Source organism: Nostoc favosum CHAB5714, assembly GCF_020829495.1.
In the GTDB taxonomy this organism is placed as follows: Bacteria; Cyanobacteriota; Cyanobacteriia; order Cyanobacteriales; family Nostocaceae; genus Nostoc; species Nostoc favosum.
In genome coordinates, this window is record NZ_JAIVFQ010000010.1 from 58,202 (window position 1) to 85,135 (window position 26,934).

Genomic DNA, 26,934 nt, shown 5'->3' on the forward strand with positions numbered 1-26,934 from the left:
TTTCTACTGAATAATAAGCAAAAAATAAAGGTGGGTAATACCCACCTAATCTCTTACTCATCCTCCAAACTCAAAATTCAGAAGTTACTTGCGACCACCCAACCACTTAGCCGCCGCAATTCCGAGAATGCCTGCTACTACAGGATTGCTGAGAAACTTGATAATCCCTGGTTGCTCCGCCAGCACTTCGCGGAAAATATCGGGATGGTTATGATACACAAAGGACGCTAGTTTGCTAACATCATCAGCACTCATGCGGCTGGCGTGGTGTGTAGAAAGCCCCAACTGTTGCTCTAGATGCTTTTCGTCTAGTTTTCTTTCCTTCAAGTGTTTGAAAAAGGCTCTTGCTACATCATCCCGTTCATTGGGTTTAATTTGTGCGATCGCCTGTTGTAATTCTGGCTCCATTTGGCTGGTTGGAATGTGATCGGGATGTAAAGATCGACCAAATAAGTGACGACGTTGATCTGGTGTTGTCCGTTGAGCGAAATCATCAAAATTTTGATATTCCGCCGTTGATTCGGCTGTAGTATCATCCAGAGATTCAACATCACCTTTAGCCAAATCTTTCATTATTTGACGTTTATAATCTTCGCTGGTTGCCACTTTAATAATCTCCTTTTTTATCAAACTCTTTGGATGGCTAGTATTTGCAAGCCCTAATTCCAAATTCATCAAACTCTATTCAAGTTTCCATTGCAAATACAGCAATTAGGTATACTTAACTTGATTAGTTTGAGTGTCATATTCAGTAGTCAAAATCAATTGCTTATCAGGTGCGTAAATCAAAACCTTCAAGTCTTGTTTGGGGAAGTTTTTATGAAAACCTTGAACTAAAGATTTTGCTAATGGTCGCACTTCGTTTGGACGAACTTTAGGGGAAATCACAACACCCAGTTTGTTGTTATCACGAACAAAAGCGTCCTGAACTAATCCTTGAGATGCTTGCACAACCCAATTACCAAAGGTTTGTCCTCCTGGGGTATTGCCTCGCTCTAACTCTGCATAAGTTACATCTCGACCAATTGCTGAGGGAGTAGTTGAGCGGTCAACTTGTGACATTGTACTTGTACCACCACAGGCGGTAGTTATCATCAGTACTCCGATTAAAAGGAAAGTCGCCAATATTTTGCGACTTTGCTGAAGCAGAATCATTTTTTTACCTCCTGAAAAAACACTTTAAACAACAGATAGAATAGGTTTATATTCAAACTAATTGCTTGCATTTATAAACTTGGAATCTATAGAGGTTATTCCTCTAATTTTTAATACATTTCTTTTGGAATGCAGAGACGTAATAAATTACGTCTCTACAAGAAATTCTGCCAATCAAGGTATTTCTTTAACTTTCTACGCTTGCTAAGAGGAGAAGAAAAAGATATAGCATTGAATCTTCAATCCTTCATGCTTTTTTGCAAAAATGAAATCCACCCCATTTCTATTCCTATTTCTGCAAAAAATTTGAATGATGAATTATTTATTAGTCAACATTTTTCTTGACATTATCTTTCACATCTTCAATGCCGTGACGTACTTCGCTCTCAGCTTGCTTTGCTTTACCTTCCGCTTTATCTTCTGGATCTCCAGTAACATTTCCTAAAGCTTCTTGGGCTTTACCTTCAACATTTTTAGCAGCTGCTTTTGCGCGATCTTCTATGCTCATTTTGTACTCCTGATTTAATCAAAGATTTATTTCAAAGTTTGTTTACAGCTTTGAAATCTTTTGTTATTACTTTTACACACTAGCTTAAAGTTTTTGCTAAAGCCTTCCACCACAAGGCAGATTCAATAATTCGTAATTCGTAATTCGTAATTCGTAATTAACAAAGCTAGTTGTAGTAAGCGTTGTGGCTGTTAGTTGAATATAAAATAAACTAAGGACAGCTTAGTTATCTATGCTAAAAGACATAGAACAAGTGCAAATAAGTAACTACGCAAAATTAATTACAGTCATTGCGAGCGAAGCGAACGCGAGTGCGTCTCTAAGAGTTGCAATCCCAGCCCTTGTGATTGCTTCATTTCGCAACTCTTAGAGACGCTACCGCGAACGCTACATTCGCAATGACATTGTGTAATTAATTATGTTTACCTACTTATGGTAATCTCTACTTTTGACTGTTTAAATAAAAAACCCAGCTTCCTATAGAAACTGGGTTAATAAAGTTATGGGGATATTTTATTTGTCTAATCTAGAAAACCCATCAGACTTTCAGAATTGTCAATCTCATTTGATGCTATTGGACGATTACCGAAGGTGGAATAGCTTTCATCAATTACCAATAAACTTGAGCCAATTGGACGAACCCCAGAGAGGTTGATACTTTCAACCACTTGGAATGTATTAGCACCAATTGGACGAATGCCCATTGAGTTATAGGTTTCAACTACTTCCAAGCTACTGGTGCTAACGGGACGCACCCCAGCAATTGAGAGGTGTTCAGCAACTTCTAAGTCGCTAGCGCCTATAGGACGAATTCCAGAAATGGCGAGTGTTCCAGAAGCTCCCACTGGCAGTTCATTAACTTCCTCGACTTTATCAGCATTCAAGCTCTGGTCTTGTTGATTTTCAACTTCCTCTGTAGCTTCCCCTGGAGACTTGGCATACTTTTGCCGAGAACTGGTTGCTTTGCCAGCGTTGCTAATAGTCATAAACGAAAACCTCTGGATTGTTAATTGAATTTTACAATAATTAAGGAAAGATGAAATTTTTTCCCATATACTTTAGAGTTTAACCTTAAAAAACCTCATATAGATATAAGAATCTTTAAAACTGATACATAAGTAAATTTAAATTAATAAATTTTGTAAAGAACTATTACTATTTATTTGGTCTAATAAGCCAGCTAGAATGGATACAGGGCGGAATCGTCACCATGAGATAGGGTATTTACAGCAAAACTGTATGACAGAATTTTGTCTTCAAGCTCCCTTTAGTCCTACAGGCGATCAACCACAAGCGATCGCACAACTTACTGCTAGTATCCAAGCGGGTAATCGTTACCAAACTTTACTCGGAGCCACTGGAACTGGTAAGACATTTTCGGTAGCAGCAGTTATTGAGAAAATTGGCAAGCCTACTTTAGTTCTGGCGCATAATAAAACCCTTGCTGCCCAGCTTTGTAACGAGTTGCGAGATTTCTTTCCCAACAACGCAGTGGAGTATTTTGTCAGCTACTACGATTATTATCAGCCAGAAGCGTATATTCCCGTTACCGATACTTATATTGAAAAAACGGCAGCGATTAATGATGAAATAGATATGTTGCGGCATTCAGCGACGCGATCGCTTTTTGAACGCCGTGATGTCATTGTCGTTGCTTCCATCAGTTGCATCTATGGTTTAGGAATGCCAGCAGAATATCTGAAAGCTGCCATCCCCCTTCAGATAGGTATGGAAGTAAATCAACGCCAAATTTTACGGGATTTGGCCAACGTTCAATATAGCCGCAACGACATAGAAATGGGTCGGGGAAAATTTCGCGTCCGTGGTGATGTCTTAGAAATTGGCCCAGCTTATGAAGACCGAATTATTCGTGTGGAATTTTTTGGTGATGAAATTGACGCGATTCGCTACATTGATCCGGTGACAGGTGAAATTCTCAAAAGTTTGGAAGCGGTGAATGTTTACCCTGCACGTCACTTTGTCACCCCAGAAGAACGGTTAGAAGTAGCTTGTAATGACATCGCAGCAGAATTAAAACAGCAAAAACTAGACTTAGAACAAGCTGGGAAACTATTAGAAGCGCAACGCATAGATCAACGTACACGCTATGACCTAGAAATGCTGCGAGAGGTAGGTTACTGCAACGGCGTCGAGAACTATTCCCGTCACTTAGCAGGAAGACAAGCTGGAGAATCACCAGAATGTTTAATTGATTATTTTCCCAAAGATTGGCTACTAGTTATAGATGAATCTCACGTTACAGTGCCACAAATTCGCGGCATGTATAACGGTGACCAAGCTAGAAAAAAAGTTTTAATTGAACATGGATTTCGGCTTCCTAGCGCTGCTGATAACCGTCCTTTGAAAGCCGAGGAATTCTGGGAAAAGGTAAATAAGTGTGTTTTTGTGTCAGCAACTCCCGGAAATTGGGAATTAGAAGTTTCTGAAGATCACGTAGTTGAGCAAGTGATTCGACCAACTGGGGTGGTTGATCCAGAAATTTCTGTGCGTCCCACAGAAGGACAAATTGATGATTTGTTGGGAGAAATTAAAGATAGAGCCGATCGCCATGAACGAGTGTTGATTACCACATTAACCAAGCGCATGGCGGAAGATTTAACAGAATATTTGCAAGACCACGGTATAAGGGTACGGTATTTACATTCCGAGATTACTTCTATTGAGCGCATTGAAATTTTACAGAACTTGCGCGAGGGGAAATTTGATGTATTAGTTGGTGTGAACTTGCTGCGGGAAGGTTTGGATTTACCTGAAGTTTCCTTAGTAGCAATTATGGATGCAGATAAAGAAGGTTTTTTGCGAACCGAGCGCTCCTTAATTCAAACTATTGGTAGAGCCGCGCGTCATGTCCAGGGACAGGCGATTTTGTATGCCGATAATATGACAGGTAGTATGATTAAAGCTATTGATGAAACAGATAGACGGCGTGGTATTCAGACAGCACATAATCGACTGCATGGGATTACACCACAACCAATTGTCAAAAAATCAAGTAATGCAATTTTGGCTTTTTTGGATGTATCTCGGCGCTTGAATGCAACTGATTTGAAAGTTGTAGATGAACATATAGATGAATTGCCATTAGAACAAATTCCAGGGTTGATTACTCTGTTAGAAGCACAGATGAAAGAAGCGGCGAAGAAACTGGAATTTGAAGAGGCGGCAAAATTGCGCGATCGCATTAAACATCTGCGAGATAAAATGCTAGGACGTTAACGTGAATCTAAGCTTATTAAGTCAACATTTGGGTGACAAAGCGCTCAACTTACCACCAAGAAGCGATAATGGATAAGATGCCATTTACGTTTTAAGAGTGTGGTAGCCATGACTGACTTACTTGAGCGTGCGATCGCCCAACTGAAAACTCTACCTGTTGCTGAACAGGATGCGATCGCTGCTCGTCTTCTTGCCGAGATAGAGGATGAGCAAAGATGGAAAGCTCAGTTTGAATCTACAACAGATGCTCAGTGGGATCGGCTAGCTGATATGGTACGGCAAGAAATTGCTGCTGGCGATATCACTCCTATAGCTGACGTTTTTCCCTCTGAGCAACTTGACGATTACTCAAAACCAGATGCTCTTGCTATAATGCTTTCAGAATTCTAACTTTTAGTAGATCCCTATGACCTCCCAGCAACTTGAAGAACGCTCTCAACAACTCGAAGCGCGAGTTGCAACTTTGGAGACAGAACTGGCACAAATGAAACAGATGCTCTATGGGTTTGTCCAGAAAAAATCTTTTTGGTGGTTAGAAGTCGCAGGTAGCTTTGAAAACGATCCTACTTTTGAGGAAGCAGTTCGCTTTGGACAAGAATGGCGGAAATCTGCTGAGTAGGGTTGCTAACACTGCAAAATGTATATTCTTGACACCGACCATCTCACTTTCATCCAACGCAATGGACAAGAGGGAAAGCGAATCCTGACAAGGCTGGCAGCCGTTGAAGAGGTTGAAATTGCAGTGACTGTAATTACCTACGAAGAACAAGTTAGAGGTCGGCTCAGTGTTCTATCTAGGGCGAAAAATCCAGATGAGCAAATTTTAGCGTATCAAGGGCTACAGCAACTCGCAACAGATTATCGTTCGATTGTGATTGTTCCGTTTACCCGTAGAGCCGCTCTAGAACATCAACGTTTGCGAAAAGCCTATCCTCGTTTAGGAAACATGGATCTGAAAATTGCCGCGATTTCTCTAACTAACAATGCAATCTTACTTACCCGTAATTTGTCAGATTTTGGACAAATCATAGAATTACGAACAGAAGACTGGTCAACAACATAGAGTAAAGGCGACAGCGTAACCCCTTCTCTCAATGAATATTTTAGTTTGATATATGGAAAGTTTCCGCATAATAAATAGTTAATGATAAGCTTCGGCGATCGCATTAAACATCTGCGAGATAAAATGCTAGGACGTTAACCTAAAATCTTATGCTTTCTAGCATATAAAAATTATTACGTCAAGAGATAGTTTACAAGATATTATAAAGCTAGATTCTAGGAGGGAATGGACATGACTCTAGGAGCAAATAAGAAGTCATCCATTATTCGTACAGAGCGAGGACTGGCGATCGCAGGCACACGCATCACCCTCTACGACGTGATGGACTATGTGAAGGCTCAATATCCGTCTAAGTTTATCCAAGGATTATTTGATCTAACAGAGGAACAAATTAACGTTGCTCTGGCTTACATTGAGATAAATCGTGCAGAGGTGGAAGCGGAGTATCAGCAAATTCTCAAAGAAGCCGAAGAACTCCAGCAATACTACCAAGAGCAAAATTGTGAGCTAGTTGCCCGAATTGCAGCACAACCGCCGAAACCTGGAACTGAAGCCGCGTGGGAAAAACTTCGGACAGCTAAGGCAAAGCGCGAGTCTAAGATATGATTTTTTTGATTGATCACAATCTCAAAGGTCATGCCCTAATTTTCTTTGGTGCGATCGCCAGTCAAGGTTGGCTCGATATCGTTCCGATTCGGTTTATCACATTTGCAGAAATGGATTTATCAATCGACAGTGATGACAGGGTTGTTTGGCGATTAGCTCAGGAAAATCAGATGATTTTGCTTACAGCTAATCGCAGCATGAAAGGGAAAGATTCGCTCGAACAAGTCATACGTGAAGAAAATACCTTAGCATCGTTACCCGTAATTACGATTGGCAATGCCGACCGACTGCTAAACGACTCTGAATATCGAGGTCGGTGTGTTGAAAGTCTGATTGAAATTGTGCTTAATATTGATAGTTATCGAGGTGCAAGGCGAATCTTCATCCCGTAATGTGGTTAACTATTCGTTCATTGCGATCGCATTAAACATCTGCGAGATAAAATGTTGGGACATTAACCTAAATCTTATGCTCACCAATATTCGCCTAATTAGTGTTCAAGAATATCACAAAATGGCGGAAACGGGAATTTTTCATCCTGAAGAACGCTTAGAATTAATCGCGGGACAAATTATCAGAATGTCAGCAAAAGGTACTGCTCACGAATCAGCAATTACCCGCACAGAAAGGTTATTACGTCAACGTTTGGGTGACAAAGTTTTATTAAGAATCCAGTCACCAGTGCAACTTGATGATTACTCGGAACCAGAACCAGATATTTCAGTGGTAAAGCTGAATCCATTAGATTATGAGGATCACCATCCCAATGCTTCCGAAGTATTTTTACTGATTGAAATAGCTGATTCCAGCCTCAAATATGATCGAGAAGTAAAAGCGATCGCTTATGCGAAGTCAGGTATTATTGAGTACTGGATTTTAGATGTTAATGGACGCAAGTTGTATATGTATCGTCTCCCTAGTCCAGACGGATATCACAGTGAGAGCATACTTGCAGAGGATGTGACAATTTCACCTTTAGCTTTTGGTGATTGTGCGATCGCTATTCGGGAATTGTTGCGAAAAATCTAGGAGGCGATCAAATTAAGCATTAGGGCAACCAGTGAGAGATATTGACTTTACCTTTTCCTTCTTTCCCAAATGGTGCGCCTCGACCTGACCATCTTCCTCCACCTCATCAGCATCGATGGTTGCCTAATCCTAGCGAAATATCCTTTACTCACCTGCATTCTGAAGAACAGTAGCATACAACTGATTACTTACCCGAAAGTCTGCTTGCTCCATCAACTGATCCATTAAAGGCTTAATGGCAGGGATAAAACCCTTCTGTTTAGCTTGCAATAAAACACCTAATAGTCCAGTCACCTTAAGTCCGTAGTTTGTTGCTAAAGCTCTGCCACGACGCTCATCCATCAAGAGTAAATCTGCTTTTAGTTCCAGTGCCAAAATAATTGCTTCAGCTTCACCCAAATCAATATTATCTTGATTTGTTTGAATGTCTGTGACTTTTTGAGCATCAGCAACTGTCTGAGTTTGAATCCAGGATAAGGTCTGTACTTCGACTGCACCAGGAACAACCTTTCCTGCAACCACCATTTCTTTATAAACCGCTAGAGGAATAACGATGCTTCCATAGAGTTCCTGCAACAAGTCTAGCTGATCAATGGCTGCGAGATTTGTGATGGGGGAAGTATCACTGACAACAATCACAGCAAGCCCATTGATTGCAAGGTTTTAACATCTGCTTGCAAATCTTCGACATCGTAGTTGATGCAAAGTCCCCGTTTTGCCAATTCGTGTTGAAACTCAATCACTGTCAGCCCAGTCCAAGCACGGGCTTTGCCACTACTAATTTTTTCCTGTTTGTACAACATGATGGCGATTTCGAGCTTTAATTCATCCTCAGTCATCTTGGTTGATTGGAGGATGTCATCAGGAATTACAACGCTCATTGGATTCTGCCGGAGAAAATTGAGTTATCCTGATTTAAAGATAAACGATTCTGCATGGTAGCGACGGCAGTTTAACTCAATTCCGTGGGTTGAAGTCCCCCGGTTCAAAAATCACGCAAGTTTTGTGTTGGGGTTAAATCCCCATTACAAAACAAAATTTACGAAAGCGTTGCGTTAGCGAGTCCGCGAGCGTCATTACGAATTACGAATTATTCAATTGGGTAAACATAGGCGTTTTTATACCATGAGAAAACGCCCCAGGTTGGCTCTGGAGCGGCTTTGCAGGATTTGTTGTGACTCAGCAGTATATTAAAAAGTGATGCAGAGCTTTATCTATAGGAAGTTCAGTACGCCTTTTTGTTGAATCGCGGTTCTGCCCAATCCGCTTAATTTGCATTTTGGTCATTTTTTCCGGAATGAATGTCCTGTTTTACCTTTCTACTCGCTGTAGATGTGATTAGAAACGCAAGGATTATTGGGGAGAATTCTTTGAGCATCGAAAACGACGGTCGCGGCAGTGGCAGGTAGTATTATGGCTTTTGTATTAGTTATAGACAGCTTAGGCGCAGCCCACCGTAGGCATCGCTATCGCCTGGTGAAGGCCCCATATTAAGCTGGTGTTATGTTGAATGGGGCAAGAGTGATTAAAAAGGGTTAATGTCTTTTACCTGCTCCCAGATATAGCTCACCCACTTTCGGATCATTCAACAATTCTTCACCAGGGCCTGAGATAGCATCGCGTCCTGACTCGAGTACATAGCCGCGATTAGCCATCTCTAAAGCCTTACGGGCATTTTGTTCCACTAATACGATCGCAGTACCCGCCTGATTAATTTGTTTAATCTGCTCAAACACTTGTGTCACCAAAATTGGGGACAAAGCAGCAGATGGTTCATCTAAAATAAGCAAACTAGGTTCCAACATCAAAGCTTTCCCCATCGCTAGCATCTGGCGTTCTCCTCCAGAGAGAGTACCAGCGCGTTGACGACGGCGATCGCTTAATCTGGGGAACATAGTAAATATTTTATCTTTAATTGGTTTCAGGGGAACGTTAAGCACAAAAGCACCCATCTCCAAGTTCTCTTCAACACTCAGGGAGGGGAAAACATTGGCGATTTGCGGTACGTAGCACATTCCTCGTTGGACTATTTCATTGGACTTTAGCCCCACTATATTTTCACCTTTGAAAGTAATTGCGCCTGTGTGGGGAATCAAAAGCCCAAAAATTGCTTTTGCTAAAGTAGATTTACCAGCGCCATTGGGGCCAATCACAGTTACCAATTCCCCTGGTGCAACCCGGAAATTCACACCTTGCAGGATATCTACATCTTTGATGTATCCAGCGTGGACATTTTGGACATCTAGTAAATAGTCATTTGTCATTTGTCATTTATCATTTGTCATTGGTCAACAGTCAAGTTAAAAATAGCTATTGACTGTTGACTATGGACTATTAAGGAGTTTTTTGCAACTCCGGTCGTTCTTCTGCAAGAATTGCCCCTTCTACGGGGCAAACTTGGAGACATATACCACAGTCGATGCAAGTAGCAAAGTCAATCCAGTACCAATCAGTTCCCTTGGCATTCTTGCCTGGGCCATCATGAATACAAGCTACTGGACAGGCATCTACGCAGTCAGCGACGCCTTCACAGACTTCTGTAACAATTGTGTGCGGCATGTTCTCGATTCCCTCTTTTCTGTATCGGCTATTTCTAGCCTAGCAGGGGAGTGGGGAGTGGGGCATGGGGCATTGGGCATTGGGCATGGGGAATTGCGAGTGTGGTCGGAGTGGGAGGAGTGGGAGGGTTGTTGCTTTTTTATAATCTCCCCGCACTCCCCACACTCCCCATTATTGAGCACATTGCAACAGTTGTGCTTGAGGATAGTCTTTTCGTAGTTGCAACTGCCGTTGTCGCTGCGGGCGTCCGTAAGTCGATAACTGTTGTAATACTTGAGGCTCAGGTGGAGTTGACAACTGCTCCTCTCCTAGACTGCTGAACAAGACGACAGATTGTAATTGCAAACGACGTTGCTGGTGCTGCTGATAAAGTTGAGTGTAAGTCTGAACAACCTGCTGCCACTCTGTCGCTGGACAATAGCTGCGATCGATCAGTACTGTGATTGCCGGAATTGCAAAGAACCAACTGATCAGCACTCCGGTGATTAAAAACACTAACCAACTGAGTCCTAAAGTTTTGAGGAGTTGCGTGTTGAGGTTCATTGTTGTGATTTTTCTAAAATTACTGGATCAGAGATTAGTCTGGAACAAGTCTTTGAGCAGAACTTGTATTTTTTCGGGTGTGCCTTGGTAAACACTGCCTTCTCGAATCGCAGCGATCGCTTCTAATTCCTGCTGATTCACTTTACCGTAGGCAATGGGATATACTCTCACACGGCTGTGCTTAATCACATCCTTAATTTGTCCAAAATCAAGTCCGTTGGTTCGTTCTCCATCGGTGAGCAGTAGTAGATAAAATCGACCCTTGGGATCAGTTTTTTGTTTTTCCATCAAATCTGCCAAACCAACGGCGAGTCCATCATAGAGAGCAGTTTCACCATCAGGTCGAAGTTGGTCAATGGCTGCAAATAATCGCTTTTGTTCTAATTCGTTGAAGGGAGCGAGGGTGATCCGGCGAGTGGGGCGATCGCTAAAGGTGACTAACCCAATCTGATTACCTCGGTTAATTTGTTGGCTGGCAAATCGTAACGCTTTCTGAACCGCTTGCAGACGGTTGTTTTGCTCCATTGAACCGCTAGTATCCACAATCAGTTCCATGTACACAGTATGTCCACCATCTTTACGCTGTTTCCAAAATGACTGAGCGGCTTTGAGTACTTCACCAGATGGTAGGGGTGGAAATTGACTTCGCTGGAGATATTCTGTTTTTTCATAGCCCTGTTGTTGAGCCAATTGTTGCATTGGTGTAGAGGTAGCAAAGGCAGCAAATTTTTCCAGGGCTTCTCGCTCAGATGCCGTATTCCAATCAAATCCAACTAATGGCGAATTTTCAGGAACACCGAAGGGAATGTAAGCAAGCTGTGCAAATTCCGGCTGTTTCTTCAGATTGACATAGCTTTGGTAGGCCATGACAATTGCCTGAAACTTTTGGGGATCGCGAATCCAAATTTGCTTTAAGTCCAGGTATGTGGGCGTCGTCAGGGCGATTTGTTTCTGGAAGGTGCTAAAAACTGAATTGACTTGAGAAGACTCTAGTTCAGCAATAGTTAATGGTTTGCCATCTTGAGCATGACCTGCTGAACGCCAAAGCAGTGTATGCAGAAAATTCAACGCCGATGAGCCGATATAAGGATTGGAATAACCAATTTGGATTTTGTCTGCAAGAATGGCATCCATCAAGCGATCAAACGTCACCCCTCCACCTTTAGCCAGTTGTTGATACACCTGGGGTTGGATTGCAAAGATGGCTTGGTTTGAGACTAATGCAGGTGCGATCGCTTGTAGTGGCAATCCTTCAGCTTTCAGTAACTCCAACCACAAAGCCGTTGCTGGTGTGTAGCCTGCCGGTTTTCCTTTCCTGGCAGCTAAAATCTGTGCGCCCAATCCAGAAGGAATATTCCGAATCCCCACTTGAATGACTTCTCCAAACTTGAGCCTTTGTCGTTGCTGATTAAATTTTTCCACAACATCAATTAACCAACGTTCATCCTGTCGTTCTCCATTCGCTTTTTCAGCCGAGCTGTAGATTTCGACATACACGATATTCGGATCGTTGCTTGGCTTTGCACCGTACAGAGGAAAGGAGTTTGGATCGGGGACAGAATCAGCTAGTGGAGGAATCACCACATTATAGGCGGCGGTGTCAGATACAAGCTGTGAATCCAATTCAATACTGGGTAAAAGATGTTGGCTTAGATAGCGATCGGCACTTTCAAATGAATTGATTGATGATGGTGTTGTACAAATCGACAAAAATGTCAGGCATAGTCCGATCGCTAGGCAAAATTTGAAAGGCAAATTTTTCATAGTTTTTAATTTCCTAAAATTCCTCTTTCGTTTTCCGCAATCAGTGTTTGCAGCCGGATCGAGATGACAGCAGGAGCGCTAAGTGAACGCCGCTCCAGACTTTCCAATGCAATTTGGTCGTGCAATTCCTGAAGCTGGTCATGGGTTTGCTGAAGTCGAGTTAGGCTGCTTTCTAACTGTTGTTGCGCCAGCTCTCGATAACGTGGTGTTTGCACTTGTTGAATAACCTGCAATGCTTGCACCAGTTGGTCAACCAAATCTAGAACAGTGTGCAATGTTTCGAGCAAGTCTGGAGTGAAAGTTGATTCCTGTTGGGCAATTTGTGTCGCAATCTGCCCAATGGCTTGAGCCTGTAGCTGAACCGATCGCCATAGAGATTGAGAAGTATCAGGAATTCGGTTATTAAAGTAGCTGATATGACTTAAAAAAACATCTTTTTCCAGTAAATTCGCTGAAGTTGCTGAAGAGCTTATTTTTTGGCCTTCGAGTTGCACGTACCAAGAAGCGATCGCCAATACAACAATCACTGCGCCGCTAAATAGAACAATTAAACGTATTCCTAGCCACAAAACAAAGCTAATATAACCAATTAATAGACCAGCCACTAAGAATTGAGTGTGAGACAGTTGAAAAGGATTGCCCCTGGGTTGAGTCATCATTCTAGAAATTAATTTTGTTAGCGGATTGCCGATGTGCGATCGCACTTCTTTAGCTGTGATAAATTTGGCATATGCGAAAGTAATGAATTCGTTGACAGCAAAGCTTTTGCAAACGATGAAATCATTTGCAGAGTATGCAATTAACGTTTGAGAATACCGAACCGTATTGAGATATCCCGGCTGATTACTTACTAAACCCCAAGAACCCCACCCCGCCAAAGCTATGCTTTGTCTCCCCTCCCCGCTTGCGGGGAGGGGATTAAGGGGTGGGGTGCAATGACTGTGGGAATCATAACTAATTATGCGGACATGATATAAGAGAAAATCAAGGGTTTCAAATGGTGAAAAAGAGACGTAGCAGTGCTACATCTCTACAAGGGTTCTGGATAACGCATATTTTTTGCTCATGCCCGGAAATGCGATCGCAGTCAATGCGATCGCTGTGGCCCATTGCAGACTTTTAAGCAAAAATGCATTTAGAAAGCGAACAAAGTCCTGACTAGGCAAAGATGAAGTCTCTAGAGAGACTGACATTGGTAGTGTCTTGAACGTTAGCAATCAAGTCAATGCCATAGTAAATTTGTGTGTCTAGAGCAAAACCGCCACTCAAGTCTGCATTCCCAAAAGAGTATAGACTAGAGAAACCCCCGGCTAAAATGAAATCAGAAGAGGGGTTCCAGTCAGTAATGGTAGCGTAACCAAGACCTTGGTATTCAACACCGAAGGGACTGCCAATAACGAAAGTATCAGAACCAGCACCACCAACCAGAGTGTCGAATTCTACTAAGCCACCGTTTCCAGAGCCGGACAATATATCGTTACCATCTCCGCCATAAAGGATGTCATCCTGATTGCCGCCGAACAATATATCGTTGCCAGCAAAGCCAAACAATATATCGTAGCCGTCGTAATCAAACAAACCAGAGCCAACGGGGTAGCCACTGATAACGTCGTCACCGTCGGTGCCAGAGAGTACATCGCTGAACGAAGTGCCATCAATAATAGCCATTTGAGTTTCTCCTTGATTTAAATCGAGTTAAGGCAAAGGTATTTGGATAAATCTTCCATCACCTCATTGGTACGCAATCCAATACTTTTCGGTTAAGGGGGAAAGGATTTGAATTCACCTTTACCCTTTGCCCTTTAACCAATTAAGAGACTAACAGGGAGTAGTTTACGCTTATCCGAAAAGTATTGACTCAAGAGACAATGCTTTTTACCCCAATACACTTGGGTTAAGCCCAAAAAATTAAATTATGTAGTTTTCAAGCCTTTGTTGGGTTTCACTGCGTTCAAACGCCACTTTGCTCTAGTCGGGAAACCCGCCCACACAAGTGGCTCCCCAACCTACAATTATTCTTAACCCAAGCGTATTGCTTTTTACCCTACAAAGGACTATCGGAGGCTAGAGTAAAAATCGCCCGAATTTTTACGTAACTTTACAAACAAATATTTTTGTATCGGACAGGTGAAAGCTTGCTTCTTTGTAAACCAACAAGAGGTCTTTGTCTTAAGTTGTTTTAGGATGAACGCAATCAGCAATTGCGATCGCCGAAATAACAAATGCAGTCGCCGATATAACAAATGCGGTCGCCGATATAACAAATGCAGTCGCCGATATAACAAATGCAGTCGCCGATATAACAAATGCAGTCGCCGATATAACAAATGCGTACGCCGATATAACAAATGCGTACGCCGATATAACAAATGCAGTCGCCGAAATAGCAAATGCGTACGCCGATATAACAAATGCGGTCGCCGATATAACAAATGCGTACGCCGATATAACAAATGCAGTCGCCGAAATCACAATGATAAGTAAGTGGGTCAAATTACAGCAGTTTTCATGTATTTGAACCACATCTGTAGTAGGAGTAAAGCGCATTGCTCATACGTGTCAACTTAACGTGAAACCCAAGTCATAACGTGATATTGAGTTCATTCACTTACCACTACGATCCGCGTCACCCCACCCCAGTTTTGTCTAAAGCCAAAACTTCCCCTCCCGAAGAGCGGGGAGGGGATTGAGGGGTGGGGTAAAATGCCTGTGGGATAAGCGTTTGAGCTGAAGTTGACACCAATGAGCAATGCGCTTTACCCTTACCGCGTGGTTTATTGTTGATTAGGACAAGGAACGTCTTTCACCAGATCAAATCTCAATTTATCATTTACAGTAACGATCGCACGAGTGGTAAGTTCTCTGCGATCGCCCCTCTCATCAAAACTAATCGTTAAGCCTTCGATAATCGCACTAGATGCTGCTACCCCAGGTATAATTCCTGTCTGAGACAATTTCTGCTGAATATCCTGTCGAGTCACGGGTGAAGTTGATAATTTAATAGCTTGCAACACCGCTTGAACAGCCTCATATGCTAAGGCTGTCCGTCGATTTAAATCACCGCCCCAGTATTCATTGATTTGTTTCGCAAACGCTGCTGCACCACATTGCTTTTGATGCCAGTCAACGGCAAGGAATAAGCGATTTACTGTGGTATCTTTAGCCTGATTAATAACTTCTTGGAGATATAGGCTATTTGCCCCTAAAACTGGTTTTTCTCCATTATTCAATTTGATGATATTGATTGCTTTTTGAAACGCTCTAGTATCGTTAGTCTGCCCATCAGGCAATACTGCCAGAGCATCTGCATCTTTCACCTGCGGCGGAAGTTGACTAGCATCGAAGTTTGGATCAGATAAATCAAACGTAGCAATTACACCTCCCTTAAATGCTTTGAGAACCTGAACAAACTGATCAAACAAATCTTTGCTAAACGACTCTCTACTGTTGTAAAAAACAACCACTTTTGGCTGAGGCTTTTTGAGAACATCGACTAAATACTGTACCAGACTATAGGCTTCTACTCGAGTTGATGAAACAGTTCTAAAGAATACTTTATTGGGATCGCCACCGCAGTATGGATTCGATTGGAGGTTAACAACGGTGCTGGTGGGAGAAATAAGCACAAGCTCTTTCGATGAATAAACCTTCAAAGCTGCACAGGTATTGGGAGAAGTGTAGTGCCCCACCACAGCGAGAATTTTGGCATCGTTGGAGAGGATTTTTGCAACCTGCTGGGCTTGATCAGGGCTATTGCTATCGTTAGCAATAACCACTTGTAAGTTGATCTCCTGCTTGACGGCTATATCTTGTGCTTGAGCGACTCCAAATAGGATACTCAATCCGGCATCAAGATTCAATGGCGCGGTAACAGCAATGGTGTAAATTGGCAAATTCGGGTTTTGAATATGCCGAATATTCACAAAAGCATTGTTACGATAAATCAGGATTTCTGGATCTTGTAGCGCTGCTAAAGCCGGTTGACTAAGAACTTGAACCCCTTTATTTTGTTTTGCCTGATTACGCAGCTGATCAAAAATCGCCACCGCCGATTCATAGTTCCCTTGAGCAAATGCATCAATACCTTGCTTCTTTAATGAAAGATATGGTTCACTCAGTTTTACTTTACTATTAGCAATTGGCTGTTTACCATAGCTAATGAATTTCTCTATATTGTCAACAATTGGCTGTTGGCAGATTGAGGGAAAAATCTGACAGCGGTTGATCACAATTAGGGTAACTACACCGATGATTCCAGCCAAAGCAGCAAATCCAATCACTAGATAAAGACGAAGGAGGCGAGATCGCAAGCGGGACACTGGTGATGGGGGTGGCGGGGGAGTTGGGGCAGGCCAAACTAACTCTGGTTGATTCGGATTCAGGCAAACAGTGGGTAGCCAAGATGCGGCTGGAAAAATGCTTTGTATAGATTCGAGGCGATCGCGAGCCTCACGCACTGCCAGACAAAGAGGTGTACCCTGAGAAAATTCCTTCAAAAAGTACAGCAAGAATAGGCAGGCAATCCGATCCGGCACAGGTTCCCGCATCACGATCACAGCTGGCACATTCAACCCTACCAAAAAATCTGCAATCCCTAACCCATCACAGGAATTGAAGATTGCCAACTTTAAACCTCTCGTTACCGCTTTCGTTAAGCTTTGACGTAACGCATGTAACGGTAAAAAATTGCCCTGACTAATTTGGATCTGTCCACTTGTTCCCTGACTGGAACTATGTCCTGCAAAAAACAAGATATCCCAATCTTCATCAAATAACAGGCCAGACAGAGTTTCTTCACTCGGCTCTGATTGCGTAATAATTTCTGCTCCACGCTGTTTGAGGATCTCTAATGCTGCTTGATCTTGTTCTAGTTGTAAACCACCCTGAGAACTACCGAAAATGGCTAAAACTTTGACCGGTGCCTCTAAAGTGGCGACTTGAGGACGAAAGTTCGTGAACAAAGCAAACTCGCCATTGGGTAGGTTGGTAAATAAATCCCAGACATGCCAGGGTAGCCTACGCAGAAGTTCATTTTGGTTGTCATCTCGTGTCGGACATCTAATGATAATTGGCACAGATTGATCGGTTCTGACTCTGGTATTTGCCCGAATGCGATCGCGCAAACTGCTAAACGCTCTATCCTGAAACCATCTTCTACAATAGTCCTCTAGCCTTTGAGTTCTTTGTCTCCAATTTTCGAGATTGGCTACGTTCGTTACTTGTCCAGAAACCGCTTGCAGTTGACGACTGCCCTCTAGTGATATATTTTGCCACTCTTGATATAACTGCGGTATTTCAGGTGCAGCAGGAATAAGAGGCAAATCATCATGTTCTTGAATAATTTGACCATCTTCTAAAATCTGAAGCGACACAGAGAAACCGTCAACGAAGCTACCAGCACTAATTCGGAGAACGACAGCGACGTTTTGAGGGAGTTGAGGGCTAGAGGGAGGTTTAGCCATAAACAACAGGGGGAGAGCGCCTGGAGGTAAAGAATTTATTCATTAGATAAGCACGATTAAGCTTGGCTATGCAAGAGAAAGTTAAACAATAAAACTCTCGGTAAAGCTAGCATCATTGAGAACGACACGGGCACTAAAGCGATCGCCTCCGTCCGCCGTAAATTTAAACTGCATATAGTGATCTTGCTGTCGCGATTTCACTTCTTCAAAAAACGGATTTCCGGTTTCATCCAGCACGATCAGCTTTAATCCCAACGGCAGATGAGACAGTTGCCCCTGAGGATACACCCGCAGGAGAATTAACATCTTGCCATCTGACTTAGGCAAAATACCGACCATTAGTACTATAGGATGCCCGATCAGATAAATTCCTAAATCTTTGGCACTGATCACTGGACAGTCCGGATGTTGAGGATCTAGTTCCCATAAAAACTCAGCCGACTGCCAGCGAATTTCATCATTTTGAGTAGTTTGGAGCAGATTTACCAAAGCTTCCTGGGGATTTAGATGAACCGGAATGGATTGCACCAAATTAGAAGACTGTCCGCGATAGAGTTGTTCAACCCGTTGGCGAATGGGGTCGTCACCTCGTTGCAACTGTGGCTGATAAAGTTGTAAAATCTCTCCTTTGATAGTACTAAGTAACTCTTGGGGGGGTTGCCAATCAGGTTCAAATCTTCTTTTGAGCCATTGTCTAAGTTGAACCATTGGTTGTGGCGATCGCTCTAACGTCAAACGATCAAGCAATACATCGAGCGGTTGGAAATAGCTGCGTGGTACTTCCGACACTGATACGGATTCCACAAATCCTAAAATTTGCCCTTCTCGGTAGGGTTCATCGAGTTGAATCATCACGTAGCCAAGGCGTTCTGACCACACTTCTTTAGGAACTTTGCATTTGCGATCGCTCCTTTGAAGCGAACGACACTCTAAAAAGCCTTGCAAACTGGGAATATATAAGTCTGCAATGTTTTCTAACAGGCGATCGAGGGGATTCCAACTATGACTGGCTTCTAAATCAGTATCAATGCCTAACAGTTGCAAATAACGCCCAGTCACTAACACAGCCAGCGTATTCCGATAAACTTGTTGCGATCGCTCTTGGGTTGGCTGTTGTTGGGCAAACTGGTAAGCCTGCTTGCGGTCAGTCCCCGTAATCGGAATTGCGATCGGAATGAATTTTACTGGGGTATCAATCATGATTAGTGTCAAAGAAAACGTCTAGAAACTTTTCGCAATCTTATTCAGGCAATAACTGCCTGAAAATACGGAAACATCGTGTCCGACAAAATCTCCTCAGCGCCGACGGTTCGACTCCATACTCTTGGGCGATCGCATTCCAAGAAAACTCCCCTGAATCGCCCAACACCTTCAAGATATGAATCAACAAGACCTGACAGTTAACATTGGGATGACTCTGCATTCGACAATTGATGAACAGATGCGGATTATTTCGCACTAACTCTAGCCATTCTTGGATTGTTTCATGCCAACGATCAGGCTCTGGCGCAGGAGGATAAATCCACTCATTATCTTCTTCATCTGCTGGAGAATTTAACCGTCTTCTCTCTTCCTTAGCTCTTTCTCGAATGACATCCTGAATCATCCCTTTCAGCCTTTGGTTAAACCAGGTGACAAAGCTTGCCTGTGCTGGGTTATACCTGTAGCAAAGATGTTCCGTAAACCATACCCAGGTTCGTGATAGAGCTTCACTATAGACATCCGGTGATATCCCTCCACCGTGCCAAATTAACTTGGAAGACCACATCATATGAATAATCAGCTTCTTTGCCTGATTGGGGTCATCAGTTTGACATATTTGCTCAAATAGCCATTCACGAGCAGGAATATCGTTCATGATTTCCCGGATCTGTTCTTGTTGCTGTAATAGCCTGCTCCTTTCAATTGGATTATTTAAAGCAGCCTGAAGCAAGCAAATTAGAGGGGGAGCAATAATCTTATTACACATAGAGGTCATCCAGACCCCATCAGTTTAGGTTTAAATATCATGACAGTACCTAACCTCCCCTTACTTGCCTGATGGGTTATCGGAGTTAGAGACAGGGGTAATTCAAATTATTTACAAAACTTTATTTTTGAAGGCGTGAATTTTGAATTGTTAATCTTGCCCACTTATATCATGTCCGGCAAATTGCTTATGATATGTCATTGCGAACGAAGTGAAGCAATCGCAGAGTCCTTGTGATTGCTTCACTTCGTTCGCAATTGACTTGTGTTCAACCGGACATGATATTACTTAGTACAGATGCAGCATAAAATCGTGGCGAATTGAGGGTTGAAATTTAACTAGTTCCGTGGGTTTAAGTCCCCCGGTTCAATAAAAATTTTGTTTTGTGTTGGGGTTAAATCCCCATTACAAAACAAAATTTACGAAAGCGTTGCGGGGCGTTCGCGTTTAGCGTCTCTAAGAGTTGCCCATTACGAATTACGTTAGCGCAGCGTTAGCGACGCAGGAGCGTCATTACGAATTACGAATTATTTAATGAAACGTTGTACTTAGAACAGGCGACTTAATCATTATTGCTGGTGAAGAGCAGGGAAAGCAGGGGAGCAGGGGGAGATCAGGGAATGAGGGAGTGAGGGAGAAGAATTAATAACCAATGCCCAATGCCCTGTTTGGCCAATGCCCCATACTTCGACGCCGCTCAGTACAAGTGCCCCATGCCCAATGCCCACTATCGCAATGGTTCAATTTTTGGTGAGCCATCAGCTTTGATCCAAGCAATTTGGGCAATGCCGCGATCGCTTGCATATTGGCGAATAGCGTCTGCATCCCTTCCCCCCAAATCAATTTCTACGCGCACCAAATCAGTAGAATCTCTGAGTTTTTGCGCGTAGGTAAAGGCGGCAGCGTTAGCACTGGCCGTCTCTGCTACTACCAACCAGTCACTCGCTGGAGTCACTTGTGGTAATTGCTGAGTAGATAGCAGAACTTGGTATAAATCTTCGATACTTAATCCAAAACCAATTCCGGGAATGTTTTCTCCTTGGGGATGATATAGACCCAAAAGCTGGTCGTAGCGACCACCACGCCCTAAAACTCTGGCTTGGGATTCGGTATCATTGACAACTTCAAATACGATACCCGTGTAGTAGTCTATGGTCTGGATGAGGCTGAGGTCGAGGATTAAGGGAAATTTTTTCTCTGATTCCAGTAATTCTACTAGGGATTTGAGGTTATTCACTGCCTCTCGCTGTTCTTGGTCTAGATCCAAACTACTAACTTTTTGCAACACGTCTGCACTGGGGCCGCGCAAATCCAGCATGGTTCGGGCGCGATCGCGTAGTTTGTCACTTAGGGGTAAAGTATCTATGGTAATGCGGTCGAGATGAGCGATCGCACTGCGAACTTTATCCTGTAAATTATCAGGAAAGGCACTCAGGAGCGATCGGGTAATTCCCGCTTCACCTAAAATTAAATGCCATTCCCGCAACCCCAATGCTGCCAAACAATCGGCTACTAACAGTAGTACTTCCGCATTTGCCAGCAATCCGCCAGCACCTAATAATTCCACCCCAGCTTGATAAAACTCTTGCTGGCGATTGTGTCTACTTTCCCAAGTGCGGCGAAACACATTAGCGTTGTAGTACAACCGTTGCGGATAAGTTGCATTTGCCATGCGAGTGACAACGGTGCGAGCAATGGATGCTGTTAATTCTGGACGTAGCCCTAATTCATCATCTTCGCCATTTTGTTGTAGTTGAATCACCATCTGGCGCTGGATTGCTTCCCCCGCCATCAGAGTATCCATGCGTTCTAAAGTCGAGGTGATAATCCTGTGATATCCCCAACGGTGAAACACCTGCTGTAATCTATCTTCAATCCAGCGTTTTTTCTCCACATCCAAGGGCAATAAATCCCTGGCTCCTGCTGCTGGTTGATACACCATTATTTTTTCTTCCCACCAAACAAACCACCGAACAAACCACCACTACCAGATTTATCTGGTTGCTTATCTCCATTATTGGCGGATGAAGTCACCTTATGATCACTAGGTTGTTGTCCTATAGCTCTATCTATTTTAGGTTTCCATTGCAGAGCCGCTTCGTCATTGGGGTCTAATTTGAGAGCATTGTCGAAGTGGATTTTTGCCATTTTTAGCTGATTTTGCTTCAAATACACCATTGCAATTAAGCTATGGCAGTGACTATTTTTAGGTTCTAGCTTCAGGGCATCTTGCAACTCTACTTTGGCTTGGGCAAATTGGTTTTTGTCAATCAAAGATTGAGCGCGACGAACATACTGTTCTACAATCGAGTCTTCTTTTGGTGGCGCTGGTGGTGGTGGTGGATTTTTTGGTGTATTTGACTGAGGTGTACCTGATTGGACTTTGGGTTGAGCAGGTGGCGGCGGCGCTGCGGATGATTTGCTTGCACTCCGCATTAAATACACTAAATTTAACTCACTAACTTGGGCAATGACTTGCAGCACTTGCTCTAAAGAATCATATTGAGTTTCGCCGATTTTAGCGATCGCACTTTTATAGAAATGATCCATATTAGGCGTCTGGGCTAACTGTCTAGCCAAGTCGGTGTTGAGAGTCACTGAAGTAGATTCTTGTAACAGGCGCTTGCCAATTTGCGACAAAATTAAAATATATTCGGTGCGAGTGCGATCGCCACACAGTTTTTCGTAAGCTGGGTTAACCAGCTTTGATAACAATTCGTTCCCTAGCTCTTTTTGACTAGCACTTTCAGTAAAACTACTGTCCGGGTGCAAACGGCGGGCGATTTTGAGATAACGTTTCCGAATTTCTTTGACATCCGCATCCACTGGAACGCACAATACTGCGTGATAATCTATGAAATCATATTTAAATAGTCCACGATCTATTTTGAAAGACATATAGAGGTTTTGCACCAAAGCAGCAGTTAGATTCCTTTTAGTTTACCCAAAGTCAGAGGGAAAGCTCCCACCGGCTAAACCCATGCTGACAGTGGTGGAACTTGTAAAAGTTCACTACTGAGGGAGTCGTGAATATAACCATTTGTTGCGAGAATTCTACCTGACTCAATTTTTACGGGAGTACCATCGTAGGCGGTGACTTTGCCCCCAGCTTCTTGTAACAAAATTATCCCGGCGGCAATATCCCAAGGAGAAAGCCCTCTTTCCCAGTAACCATCGACACGTCCACAGGCAACATACGCCAAATCTAGCGATGCGGAACCGCTACGTCTGACTCCTTGAGTAAGATGAGTCAGGTGACTAAATTCTGCGTAGTTGTTATCAGAGGTTTCGCGGCGATCGTAAGCAAATCCTGTCACTAGTAGGCTTTTATTCAGTTCAGATGTTACCGAAACCTTAATGGGGCGACGGTTACGCGTTGCTCCCAAGCCAGCAGCAGCACGGAATAGCTCATTATGGAAAGGGTCATAAATTACACCAAGTTGCGGAACACCATTAATTAATAGTCCAATGGAAACAGCAAAAAATGGGTATTGATGAGCGTAGTTGGTTGTGCCATCTAGGGGATCTATTGCCCAAAGGTATTCATTGTCTTGATTACCTAATTTCCCTGATTCTTCAGCAAGGATAGAGTGATCGGGAAAGTGGCGGCGCAAAATTTCTAAAATCACCTCTTCTGAGGCTTTATCAGCAGCAGTGACTAAATCACCAGGGCGACCTTTTTCAATAATTGCGTCTTCTAATTTACCTAAATAACCTTGCAAAACGACACCAGCAGCTAAGGCCGCTTCAGTAGCAATATCTAGAAAAATTTGTAGATTAGTCATTAGTTATTGGTCATTAGTCATTGGTCATTAGTCATTAGTCATTAGTCATTAGTCATTCGTTTTCTTCCCCTGCCTCCCCTGCTCCCTGCTCGCTGCTCCCTGCTCCCTGCCCCCTGCTCCCCACTCCCCATTCCCCACTCCCACTCTTCAAAGATTTTGGCGGCGAAACTCGGCGGGAGTGAGGCGCATAGATTTTTCTGGGTTCCAGATTCCTTGGCCCATGAGCCTAGCCCATTGTTGGGCACGTTCTAAACGCTGGTTGTATTTGTGGTTAGGCGATCGCTCAACAAACATTGCATTCCCTTGTTTCACTAATTCCTCATTCAACAACACCTTATTTTTCCACACATAAGCTAGAGTTCGCCCGATTTTGTCTTTTGTTTCTAAATCAAACTCCAGCGTTACCGATTGTTCTGCACCACCAATTAGATTCTCTAACTGTTCTTTTGCTGCTTCCCCCCAAGGCCGCTGTCGCAAATCTGGTGCATCAATACCAACTAACCGCACTTGGGAAATTAAATTTGGTTGTTCAGCCATGCCTACCACTTCCAAACTTTGCCCACTAACTACCCGCGCTACTTTCACTTGAGCCTCATTGTTTGGTAGCTGGTTTTTACCTTGGCAACTCACCAAGAGCAATATGCAAGCCAAAATCGCTATTTTTTGCACCCAATCACCAAGACGCATAGGCATCAGAACTTTTCCTATGGCCGCTGCTGCGCGTAGGTGAGTTCCCGGTAGGGGTACGATGATTTTGATTTGTTTATTCCTCATCTAAGGGCAAACCCGCTTTAACTTTCCCCCTAGCAAAATAGCGGCCAAACTGGAGTTCATAGACTTCATCTTCGTCTTGTGTCTCCACCTCCAAGTCAGAACGGGGGTAACTTACACACAACAAGGCATAACCTTGCCGACGTAAATCTGGCGACAATCCGATCGCCTCCGGTTGGTAAATTTCTCCCGATAAAACTCTCACCGCACAAGTGGTGCAAGCCCCGTTACGGCAAGAAAATGGCAGTTCTACCCCTTGTTTTTCGCCAGAGTGCAGAATGTAGCGGTCTTCTGGGACTTGTAGGGTGTGTGTTTTGCCAGTGGCGCGATCGCTAACTCTAATTGTGTATGTACGGGACATCTGGATTTGCGTTTTGGAATTGGGACTTTCAGATTCAATCAAAAATATCTTTCTTTATCTTTGCATTTTCTGGGATTCTATAGTATGATCGTAACTTATGGCACCTGGAGAGGTGGCCGAGTGGTTTAAGGCGCAGACCTGGAAAGTCTGTTTAGGGAAACTTAACGGGGGTTCGAATCCCCCCCTCTCCGTTATCAAACCTAGTCTAAATATATAGTTTGAACCAGACTTCTACAAATAGTTAGGTTAAATAAACAGCAGGATATTGCCAAATCTATCCTTAAAACTCCTTTGAAAGTGCATTAGCGTCCCGCAGGAAAGATATCGTATAAACCAATATGGTTCAGTTAAGGTTAAAAACTAAAACTGGTGTAGGTTGGGTTGAGGAACGAAACCCAACATTCATATCTAGGACTTACGCAAAAACCCTCTCAAACTCTCATTCCTCCGTGACCTCTGCGCCGCGCCAGTTGCTTCAAGTCGGGGAACCGCAAGGGCGCACTGCTTCTCTGTGGTTCGTTTTCCGTTACCTGTGCGTAAGTCCTAATATCGTGTACCAGCATTAACGAAACCTATTAGCACCCACACGATTAAGCGGGAAGTAACATTTATTTATTTTTCACTCATAATTGAGCCATTTTGTAAAGTCGCCAAACTCCTACTTCACTATGGCGACAGCCTGATGAACGGATCGGGTAAATTAAGATAAGTAAAGAAAACGCTTTGAATTAAATGACAACTCTAAGCTTACAAGAAATTTCTACCCAGTTAGAAAGTCCGAATTTACGCGATCGCATGGTAGCCCTTGCCAATCTGCGTCATGTGTCCCCTGATGATGCAGTTCCTTTGATTAAAAAGGTACTAGATGACGAATCTTTGCAACTGCGATCGATGGCAATTTTTGCCCTTGGAATCAAGCCGACACCAGAATGTTATTCAATTTTGGTCAGAATTCTCGAAAATGACCCCGATTATGGCATACGCGCTGATGCTGCTGGTGCTTTAGGATATTTAGGCGATGCCAGAGCCTTCGAGGTGCTTTCACGGGCATTTTATGAAGATACTGATTGGCTAGTACGCTTTAGTGCAGCCGTTTCTCTTGGTAACATTAAAGATCCTCGTGCCCATCAAATACTTATTCAGGCATTGGATAGCAAAGAAGTAGTATTGCAACAAGCTGCAATCTCTGCACTGGGAGAAATTCAAGACATTGAGTCAGTGGATCAGATCCTGCGCTTCGCGCAATCAGATGATTGGTTAGTAAGGCAGCGTTTGGCAGAAGCTTTGGGTAATCTTCCTACTCCCAAGAGTATCTCAGCTTTAAAATACCTGGAAAAAGACAATCATTTCAACGTTGCTGAGGCAGCCAGGATTGGCCTCAAGAAGCTTGAGGAAATAGGCAATCAAGCTTAATATTAAAGTTTCCTGCTACCTTTTAATAATAATAAAGTGGGAATTTTAGCATTTTGATGCAGGGTAATTTTATTCATGAATATTGAAGAGTTTTTTCAGTTAAGTACTGGTAAATGGTTTTCTCATCGTACTAGTCAACATTTGGCTTTTAACCAATCTGAAGATAGCAAGTCAGACATCATCATTGAGACGCTGGCACTAGATGATCCAGAAGTGATAAAACTGTGTCAACAGTACGAAATTAATCCTAGTTCCGCCTCTTGTGCTGCCAAAATTACCTGGAACGGCACAATAGAGAAAGATAAAACAAAACACAGTGGTTCAACTGTGTTGGTTTCTGTAACTGATGCAGATAATCCAGCTGAAGGTAAGTTACTGCGGGAAGTGGTTGATGCCGATAAAATTCCAGTTGCCGGACACTATAAATTTGACAGTGATGGTGCATTAATCCTAACTATAGAGGATGAAACCATGTCGTTAGAAGAGCGTCTGTGGTTTGCTAGCCCCAATTTACGAATGCGGGTAAATATCCTCAAGAGTTTTGGTGGATTTAGTATCACTTCCTTTACTTCTGAGATTCGTATGGGTGGCTTTCCACCAGCTGCGAAGGCTTCCGAGGCGGCTAATTCAGTATCAAGTTAGTTGGATAACAAAATATTCCCCCCGGAAGTAAGGCTGATTTTTCGGGAGCATCCCAATGCAAGCAAAT

General features: G+C 43.1%; 30 protein-coding genes and 1 tRNA gene. 11 read left to right on the forward strand and 20 right to left on the reverse strand.

Annotated features, from left to right (window positions below; translation table 11 throughout):
* Window positions 1-84: 84 nt before the first annotated feature.
* From LC586_RS09860 to LC586_RS09875, 4 genes are all read right to left on the reverse strand, one after another.
* The gene (locus LC586_RS09860) at window positions 85-606 is read right to left on the reverse strand and encodes a hypothetical protein (protein WP_229484381.1); all 522 of its coding nucleotides are present in this window, start codon (window positions 604-606) and stop codon (window positions 85-87) included.
* A gap of 105 nt (window positions 607-711) precedes the next feature.
* Window positions 712-1,155 (reverse strand): hypothetical protein, encoded by a 444-nt coding sequence (locus tag LC586_RS09865; RefSeq protein WP_229456904.1) that lies wholly within the window; start codon window positions 1,153-1,155, stop codon window positions 712-714.
* A 325-nt stretch (window positions 1,156-1,480) separates the two neighbouring features.
* Window positions 1,481-1,663: a CsbD family protein gene (locus tag LC586_RS09870; protein WP_229484382.1), complete on the reverse strand. Its 183-nt coding sequence runs from the start codon at window positions 1,661-1,663 to the stop codon at window positions 1,481-1,483.
* 521 nt (window positions 1,664-2,184) lie between these two features.
* On the reverse strand, window positions 2,185-2,649 hold the full coding sequence (locus LC586_RS09875) for a hypothetical protein (protein ID WP_229484383.1): 465 nt from the start codon (window positions 2,647-2,649) through the stop codon (window positions 2,185-2,187).
* Between the two features lie 253 nt (window positions 2,650-2,902).
* On the opposite strand from LC586_RS09875, the gene uvrB reads away from it, so the two are divergent.
* The 7 genes from uvrB (at window position 2,903) to LC586_RS09910 (ending at window position 7,598) form a co-directional block, all read left to right on the forward strand.
* A complete protein-coding gene (gene uvrB / locus LC586_RS09880) occupies window positions 2,903-4,900 on the forward strand; it encodes an excinuclease ABC subunit UvrB (protein WP_229484384.1) in 1,998 nt (665 codons plus the stop codon).
* Window positions 4,901-5,008: 108 nt separating this feature from the next.
* A complete protein-coding gene (locus tag LC586_RS09885; RefSeq protein WP_229484385.1) occupies window positions 5,009-5,290 on the forward strand; it encodes a hypothetical protein in 282 nt (93 codons plus the stop codon).
* A gap of 16 nt (window positions 5,291-5,306) precedes the next feature.
* A complete protein-coding gene (locus LC586_RS09890; protein WP_229455025.1) occupies window positions 5,307-5,519 on the forward strand; it encodes a hypothetical protein in 213 nt (70 codons plus the stop codon).
* 18 nt (window positions 5,520-5,537) lie between these two features.
* On the forward strand, window positions 5,538-5,963 hold the full coding sequence (locus LC586_RS09895; protein WP_229484386.1) for a type II toxin-antitoxin system VapC family toxin: 426 nt from the start codon (window positions 5,538-5,540) through the stop codon (window positions 5,961-5,963).
* Window positions 5,964-6,194: 231 nt separating this feature from the next.
* On the forward strand, window positions 6,195-6,569 hold the full coding sequence (locus LC586_RS09900; protein WP_229484387.1) for a DUF433 domain-containing protein: 375 nt from the start codon (window positions 6,195-6,197) through the stop codon (window positions 6,567-6,569).
* A complete protein-coding gene (locus LC586_RS09905) occupies window positions 6,566-6,961 on the forward strand; it encodes an ACP S-malonyltransferase (protein WP_229484388.1) in 396 nt (131 codons plus the stop codon). The genes LC586_RS09900 and LC586_RS09905 overlap by 4 nt, the downstream gene beginning before the upstream one ends.
* Window positions 6,962-7,037: 76 nt before the next feature.
* A complete protein-coding gene (locus tag LC586_RS09910; protein ID WP_229484444.1) occupies window positions 7,038-7,598 on the forward strand; it encodes a Uma2 family endonuclease in 561 nt (186 codons plus the stop codon).
* Between the two features lie 144 nt (window positions 7,599-7,742).
* On the opposite strand, the gene LC586_RS09915 is transcribed toward LC586_RS09910, so the two are convergent.
* The 7 genes from LC586_RS09915 to LC586_RS09945 all read right to left on the reverse strand — a co-directional run bounded on the left by LC586_RS09915 (window position 7,743) and on the right by LC586_RS09945 (window position 13,342).
* Window positions 7,743-8,237, reverse strand: coding sequence for a PIN domain-containing protein (locus tag LC586_RS09915; protein ID WP_229484389.1), 495 nt, complete (start codon window positions 8,235-8,237; stop codon window positions 7,743-7,745).
* Window positions 8,234-8,479 carry a UPF0175 family protein gene (locus tag LC586_RS09920; RefSeq protein WP_229484390.1) on the reverse strand — a complete coding sequence of 82 codons (246 nt, stop codon included), beginning with the start codon at window positions 8,477-8,479 and terminating at the stop codon, window positions 8,234-8,236. The genes LC586_RS09915 and LC586_RS09920 overlap by 4 nt, the downstream gene beginning before the upstream one ends.
* A gap of 654 nt (window positions 8,480-9,133) precedes the next feature.
* Window positions 9,134-9,862: an ABC transporter ATP-binding protein gene (locus LC586_RS09925; protein WP_229484391.1), complete on the reverse strand. Its 729-nt coding sequence runs from the start codon at window positions 9,860-9,862 to the stop codon at window positions 9,134-9,136.
* A 70-nt stretch (window positions 9,863-9,932) separates the two neighbouring features.
* Window positions 9,933-10,157 carry a ferredoxin family protein gene (locus LC586_RS09930; RefSeq protein WP_012407913.1) on the reverse strand — a complete coding sequence of 75 codons (225 nt, stop codon included), beginning with the start codon at window positions 10,155-10,157 and terminating at the stop codon, window positions 9,933-9,935.
* A gap of 171 nt (window positions 10,158-10,328) precedes the next feature.
* Window positions 10,329-10,700 (reverse strand): hypothetical protein, encoded by a 372-nt coding sequence (locus tag LC586_RS09935; protein ID WP_229484392.1) that lies wholly within the window; start codon window positions 10,698-10,700, stop codon window positions 10,329-10,331.
* A gap of 27 nt (window positions 10,701-10,727) precedes the next feature.
* Entirely contained in the window at window positions 10,728-12,464 is a 1,737-nt protein-coding gene (locus tag LC586_RS09940) for a vWA domain-containing protein (RefSeq protein WP_229484393.1), read from the reverse strand.
* A gap of 5 nt (window positions 12,465-12,469) precedes the next feature.
* Window positions 12,470-13,342 (reverse strand): hypothetical protein, encoded by an 873-nt coding sequence (locus tag LC586_RS09945; RefSeq protein ID WP_229484394.1) that lies wholly within the window; start codon window positions 13,340-13,342, stop codon window positions 12,470-12,472.
* Between the two features lie 119 nt (window positions 13,343-13,461).
* On the opposite strand from LC586_RS09945, the gene LC586_RS40545 reads away from it, so the two are divergent.
* Window positions 13,462-13,587: a hypothetical protein gene (locus LC586_RS40545; RefSeq protein ID WP_267921654.1), complete on the forward strand. Its 126-nt coding sequence runs from the start codon at window positions 13,462-13,464 to the stop codon at window positions 13,585-13,587.
* Between the two features lie 35 nt (window positions 13,588-13,622).
* Here the strand turns inward: LC586_RS40545 and LC586_RS09950 are convergent, their stop codons facing one another.
* From LC586_RS09950 to LC586_RS09990, 9 genes are all read right to left on the reverse strand, one after another.
* On the reverse strand, window positions 13,623-14,132 hold the full coding sequence (locus LC586_RS09950) for a calcium-binding protein (protein WP_229484395.1): 510 nt from the start codon (window positions 14,130-14,132) through the stop codon (window positions 13,623-13,625).
* 1,106 nt (window positions 14,133-15,238) lie between these two features.
* The gene (locus LC586_RS09955) at window positions 15,239-17,926 is read right to left on the reverse strand and encodes an ABC transporter substrate-binding protein (protein WP_229484396.1); all 2,688 of its coding nucleotides are present in this window, start codon (window positions 17,924-17,926) and stop codon (window positions 15,239-15,241) included.
* Window positions 17,927-18,007: 81 nt separating this feature from the next.
* Window positions 18,008-19,126 carry a DUF1822 family protein gene (locus LC586_RS09960; protein ID WP_229484397.1) on the reverse strand — a complete coding sequence of 373 codons (1,119 nt, stop codon included), beginning with the start codon at window positions 19,124-19,126 and terminating at the stop codon, window positions 18,008-18,010.
* 40 nt (window positions 19,127-19,166) lie between these two features.
* On the reverse strand, window positions 19,167-19,895 hold the full coding sequence (locus LC586_RS09965) for a hypothetical protein (RefSeq protein WP_229484398.1): 729 nt from the start codon (window positions 19,893-19,895) through the stop codon (window positions 19,167-19,169).
* A 727-nt stretch (window positions 19,896-20,622) separates the two neighbouring features.
* Window positions 20,623-21,837, reverse strand: coding sequence for an ATP phosphoribosyltransferase regulatory subunit (locus tag LC586_RS09970; protein ID WP_229484399.1), 1,215 nt, complete (start codon window positions 21,835-21,837; stop codon window positions 20,623-20,625).
* Window positions 21,837-22,793, reverse strand: coding sequence for a J domain-containing protein (locus LC586_RS09975; protein ID WP_229484400.1), 957 nt, complete (start codon window positions 22,791-22,793; stop codon window positions 21,837-21,839). The genes LC586_RS09970 and LC586_RS09975 overlap by 1 nt, the downstream gene beginning before the upstream one ends.
* A 74-nt stretch (window positions 22,794-22,867) precedes the next feature.
* Complete coding sequence (locus LC586_RS09980) at window positions 22,868-23,680, reverse strand: inositol monophosphatase family protein (RefSeq protein WP_229484401.1); 813 nt, start codon at window positions 23,678-23,680, stop codon at window positions 22,868-22,870.
* 147 nt (window positions 23,681-23,827) lie between these two features.
* Window positions 23,828-24,373 (reverse strand): thermonuclease family protein, encoded by a 546-nt coding sequence (locus LC586_RS09985; protein ID WP_229484445.1) that lies wholly within the window; start codon window positions 24,371-24,373, stop codon window positions 23,828-23,830.
* A gap of 70 nt (window positions 24,374-24,443) precedes the next feature.
* Window positions 24,444-24,812: a 2Fe-2S iron-sulfur cluster-binding protein gene (locus tag LC586_RS09990; protein WP_229484446.1), complete on the reverse strand. Its 369-nt coding sequence runs from the start codon at window positions 24,810-24,812 to the stop codon at window positions 24,444-24,446.
* Window positions 24,813-24,918: 106 nt separating this feature from the next.
* Here LC586_RS09990 and LC586_RS09995 point away from each other — a divergent pair.
* From LC586_RS09995 to LC586_RS10005, 3 genes are all read left to right on the forward strand, one after another.
* A tRNA-Ser gene (locus tag LC586_RS09995) sits at window positions 24,919-25,003 on the forward strand.
* Between the two features lie 541 nt (window positions 25,004-25,544).
* Window positions 25,545-26,225 carry a HEAT repeat domain-containing protein gene (locus LC586_RS10000; RefSeq protein WP_229484402.1) on the forward strand — a complete coding sequence of 227 codons (681 nt, stop codon included), beginning with the start codon at window positions 25,545-25,547 and terminating at the stop codon, window positions 26,223-26,225.
* A 75-nt stretch (window positions 26,226-26,300) separates the two neighbouring features.
* Window positions 26,301-26,867 (forward strand): phycobiliprotein lyase, encoded by a 567-nt coding sequence (locus LC586_RS10005; protein WP_229484403.1) that lies wholly within the window; start codon window positions 26,301-26,303, stop codon window positions 26,865-26,867.
* The last annotated feature ends 67 nt before the right edge of the window (window positions 26,868-26,934 follow it).

Bases quoted from the DNA above. Each gene is read 5' to 3' on its own strand.
- LC586_RS09905 (WP_229484388.1), top strand. From the start codon at position 6,566: ATGATTTTTTTGATTGATCACAATCTCAAAGGTCATGCCCTAATTTTC.
- LC586_RS09895 (WP_229484386.1), top strand. From the start codon at position 5,538: ATGTATATTCTTGACACCGACCATCTCACTTTCATCCAACGCAATGGA.
- LC586_RS09910 (WP_229484444.1), top strand. From the start codon at position 7,038: ATGCTCACCAATATTCGCCTAATTAGTGTTCAAGAATATCACAAAATG.
- LC586_RS09900 (WP_229484387.1), top strand. From the start codon at position 6,195: ATGACTCTAGGAGCAAATAAGAAGTCATCCATTATTCGTACAGAGCGA.
- LC586_RS09930 (WP_012407913.1), bottom strand. From the start codon at position 10,157: ATGCCGCACACAATTGTTACAGAAGTCTGTGAAGGCGTCGCTGACTGC.
- uvrB (WP_229484384.1), top strand. From the start codon at position 2,903: ATGACAGAATTTTGTCTTCAAGCTCCCTTTAGTCCTACAGGCGATCAA.
- LC586_RS09925 (WP_229484391.1), bottom strand. From the start codon at position 9,862: ATGACAAATGACTATTTACTAGATGTCCAAAATGTCCACGCTGGATAC.
- LC586_RS09885 (WP_229484385.1), top strand. From the start codon at position 5,009: ATGACTGACTTACTTGAGCGTGCGATCGCCCAACTGAAAACTCTACCT.
- LC586_RS09970 (WP_229484399.1), bottom strand. From the start codon at position 21,837: ATGGTGTATCAACCAGCAGCAGGAGCCAGGGATTTATTGCCCTTGGAT.
- LC586_RS09935 (WP_229484392.1), bottom strand. From the start codon at position 10,700: ATGAACCTCAACACGCAACTCCTCAAAACTTTAGGACTCAGTTGGTTA.
- LC586_RS09890 (WP_229455025.1), top strand. From the start codon at position 5,307: ATGACCTCCCAGCAACTTGAAGAACGCTCTCAACAACTCGAAGCGCGA.
- LC586_RS40545 (WP_267921654.1), top strand. From the start codon at position 13,462: ATGGTGAAAAAGAGACGTAGCAGTGCTACATCTCTACAAGGGTTCTGG.
- LC586_RS10000 (WP_229484402.1), top strand. From the start codon at position 25,545: ATGACAACTCTAAGCTTACAAGAAATTTCTACCCAGTTAGAAAGTCCG.
- LC586_RS10005 (WP_229484403.1), top strand. From the start codon at position 26,301: ATGAATATTGAAGAGTTTTTTCAGTTAAGTACTGGTAAATGGTTTTCT.
- LC586_RS09980 (WP_229484401.1), bottom strand. From the start codon at position 23,680: ATGACTAATCTACAAATTTTTCTAGATATTGCTACTGAAGCGGCCTTA.
- LC586_RS09950 (WP_229484395.1), bottom strand. From the start codon at position 14,132: ATGGCTATTATTGATGGCACTTCGTTCAGCGATGTACTCTCTGGCACC.
- LC586_RS09870 (WP_229484382.1), bottom strand. From the start codon at position 1,663: ATGAGCATAGAAGATCGCGCAAAAGCAGCTGCTAAAAATGTTGAAGGT.
- LC586_RS09920 (WP_229484390.1), bottom strand. From the start codon at position 8,479: ATGAGCGTTGTAATTCCTGATGACATCCTCCAATCAACCAAGATGACT.
- LC586_RS09875 (WP_229484383.1), bottom strand. From the start codon at position 2,649: ATGACTATTAGCAACGCTGGCAAAGCAACCAGTTCTCGGCAAAAGTAT.
- LC586_RS09940 (WP_229484393.1), bottom strand. From the start codon at position 12,464: ATGAAAAATTTGCCTTTCAAATTTTGCCTAGCGATCGGACTATGCCTG.
- LC586_RS09985 (WP_229484445.1), bottom strand. From the start codon at position 24,373: ATGCCTATGCGTCTTGGTGATTGGGTGCAAAAAATAGCGATTTTGGCT.
- LC586_RS09955 (WP_229484396.1), bottom strand. From the start codon at position 17,926: ATGGCTAAACCTCCCTCTAGCCCTCAACTCCCTCAAAACGTCGCTGTC.
- LC586_RS09975 (WP_229484400.1), bottom strand. From the start codon at position 22,793: ATGTCTTTCAAAATAGATCGTGGACTATTTAAATATGATTTCATAGAT.
- LC586_RS09990 (WP_229484446.1), bottom strand. From the start codon at position 24,812: ATGTCCCGTACATACACAATTAGAGTTAGCGATCGCGCCACTGGCAAA.
- LC586_RS09965 (WP_229484398.1), bottom strand. From the start codon at position 19,895: ATGTGTAATAAGATTATTGCTCCCCCTCTAATTTGCTTGCTTCAGGCT.
- LC586_RS09960 (WP_229484397.1), bottom strand. From the start codon at position 19,126: ATGATTGATACCCCAGTAAAATTCATTCCGATCGCAATTCCGATTACG.
- LC586_RS09865 (WP_229456904.1), bottom strand. From the start codon at position 1,155: ATGATTCTGCTTCAGCAAAGTCGCAAAATATTGGCGACTTTCCTTTTA.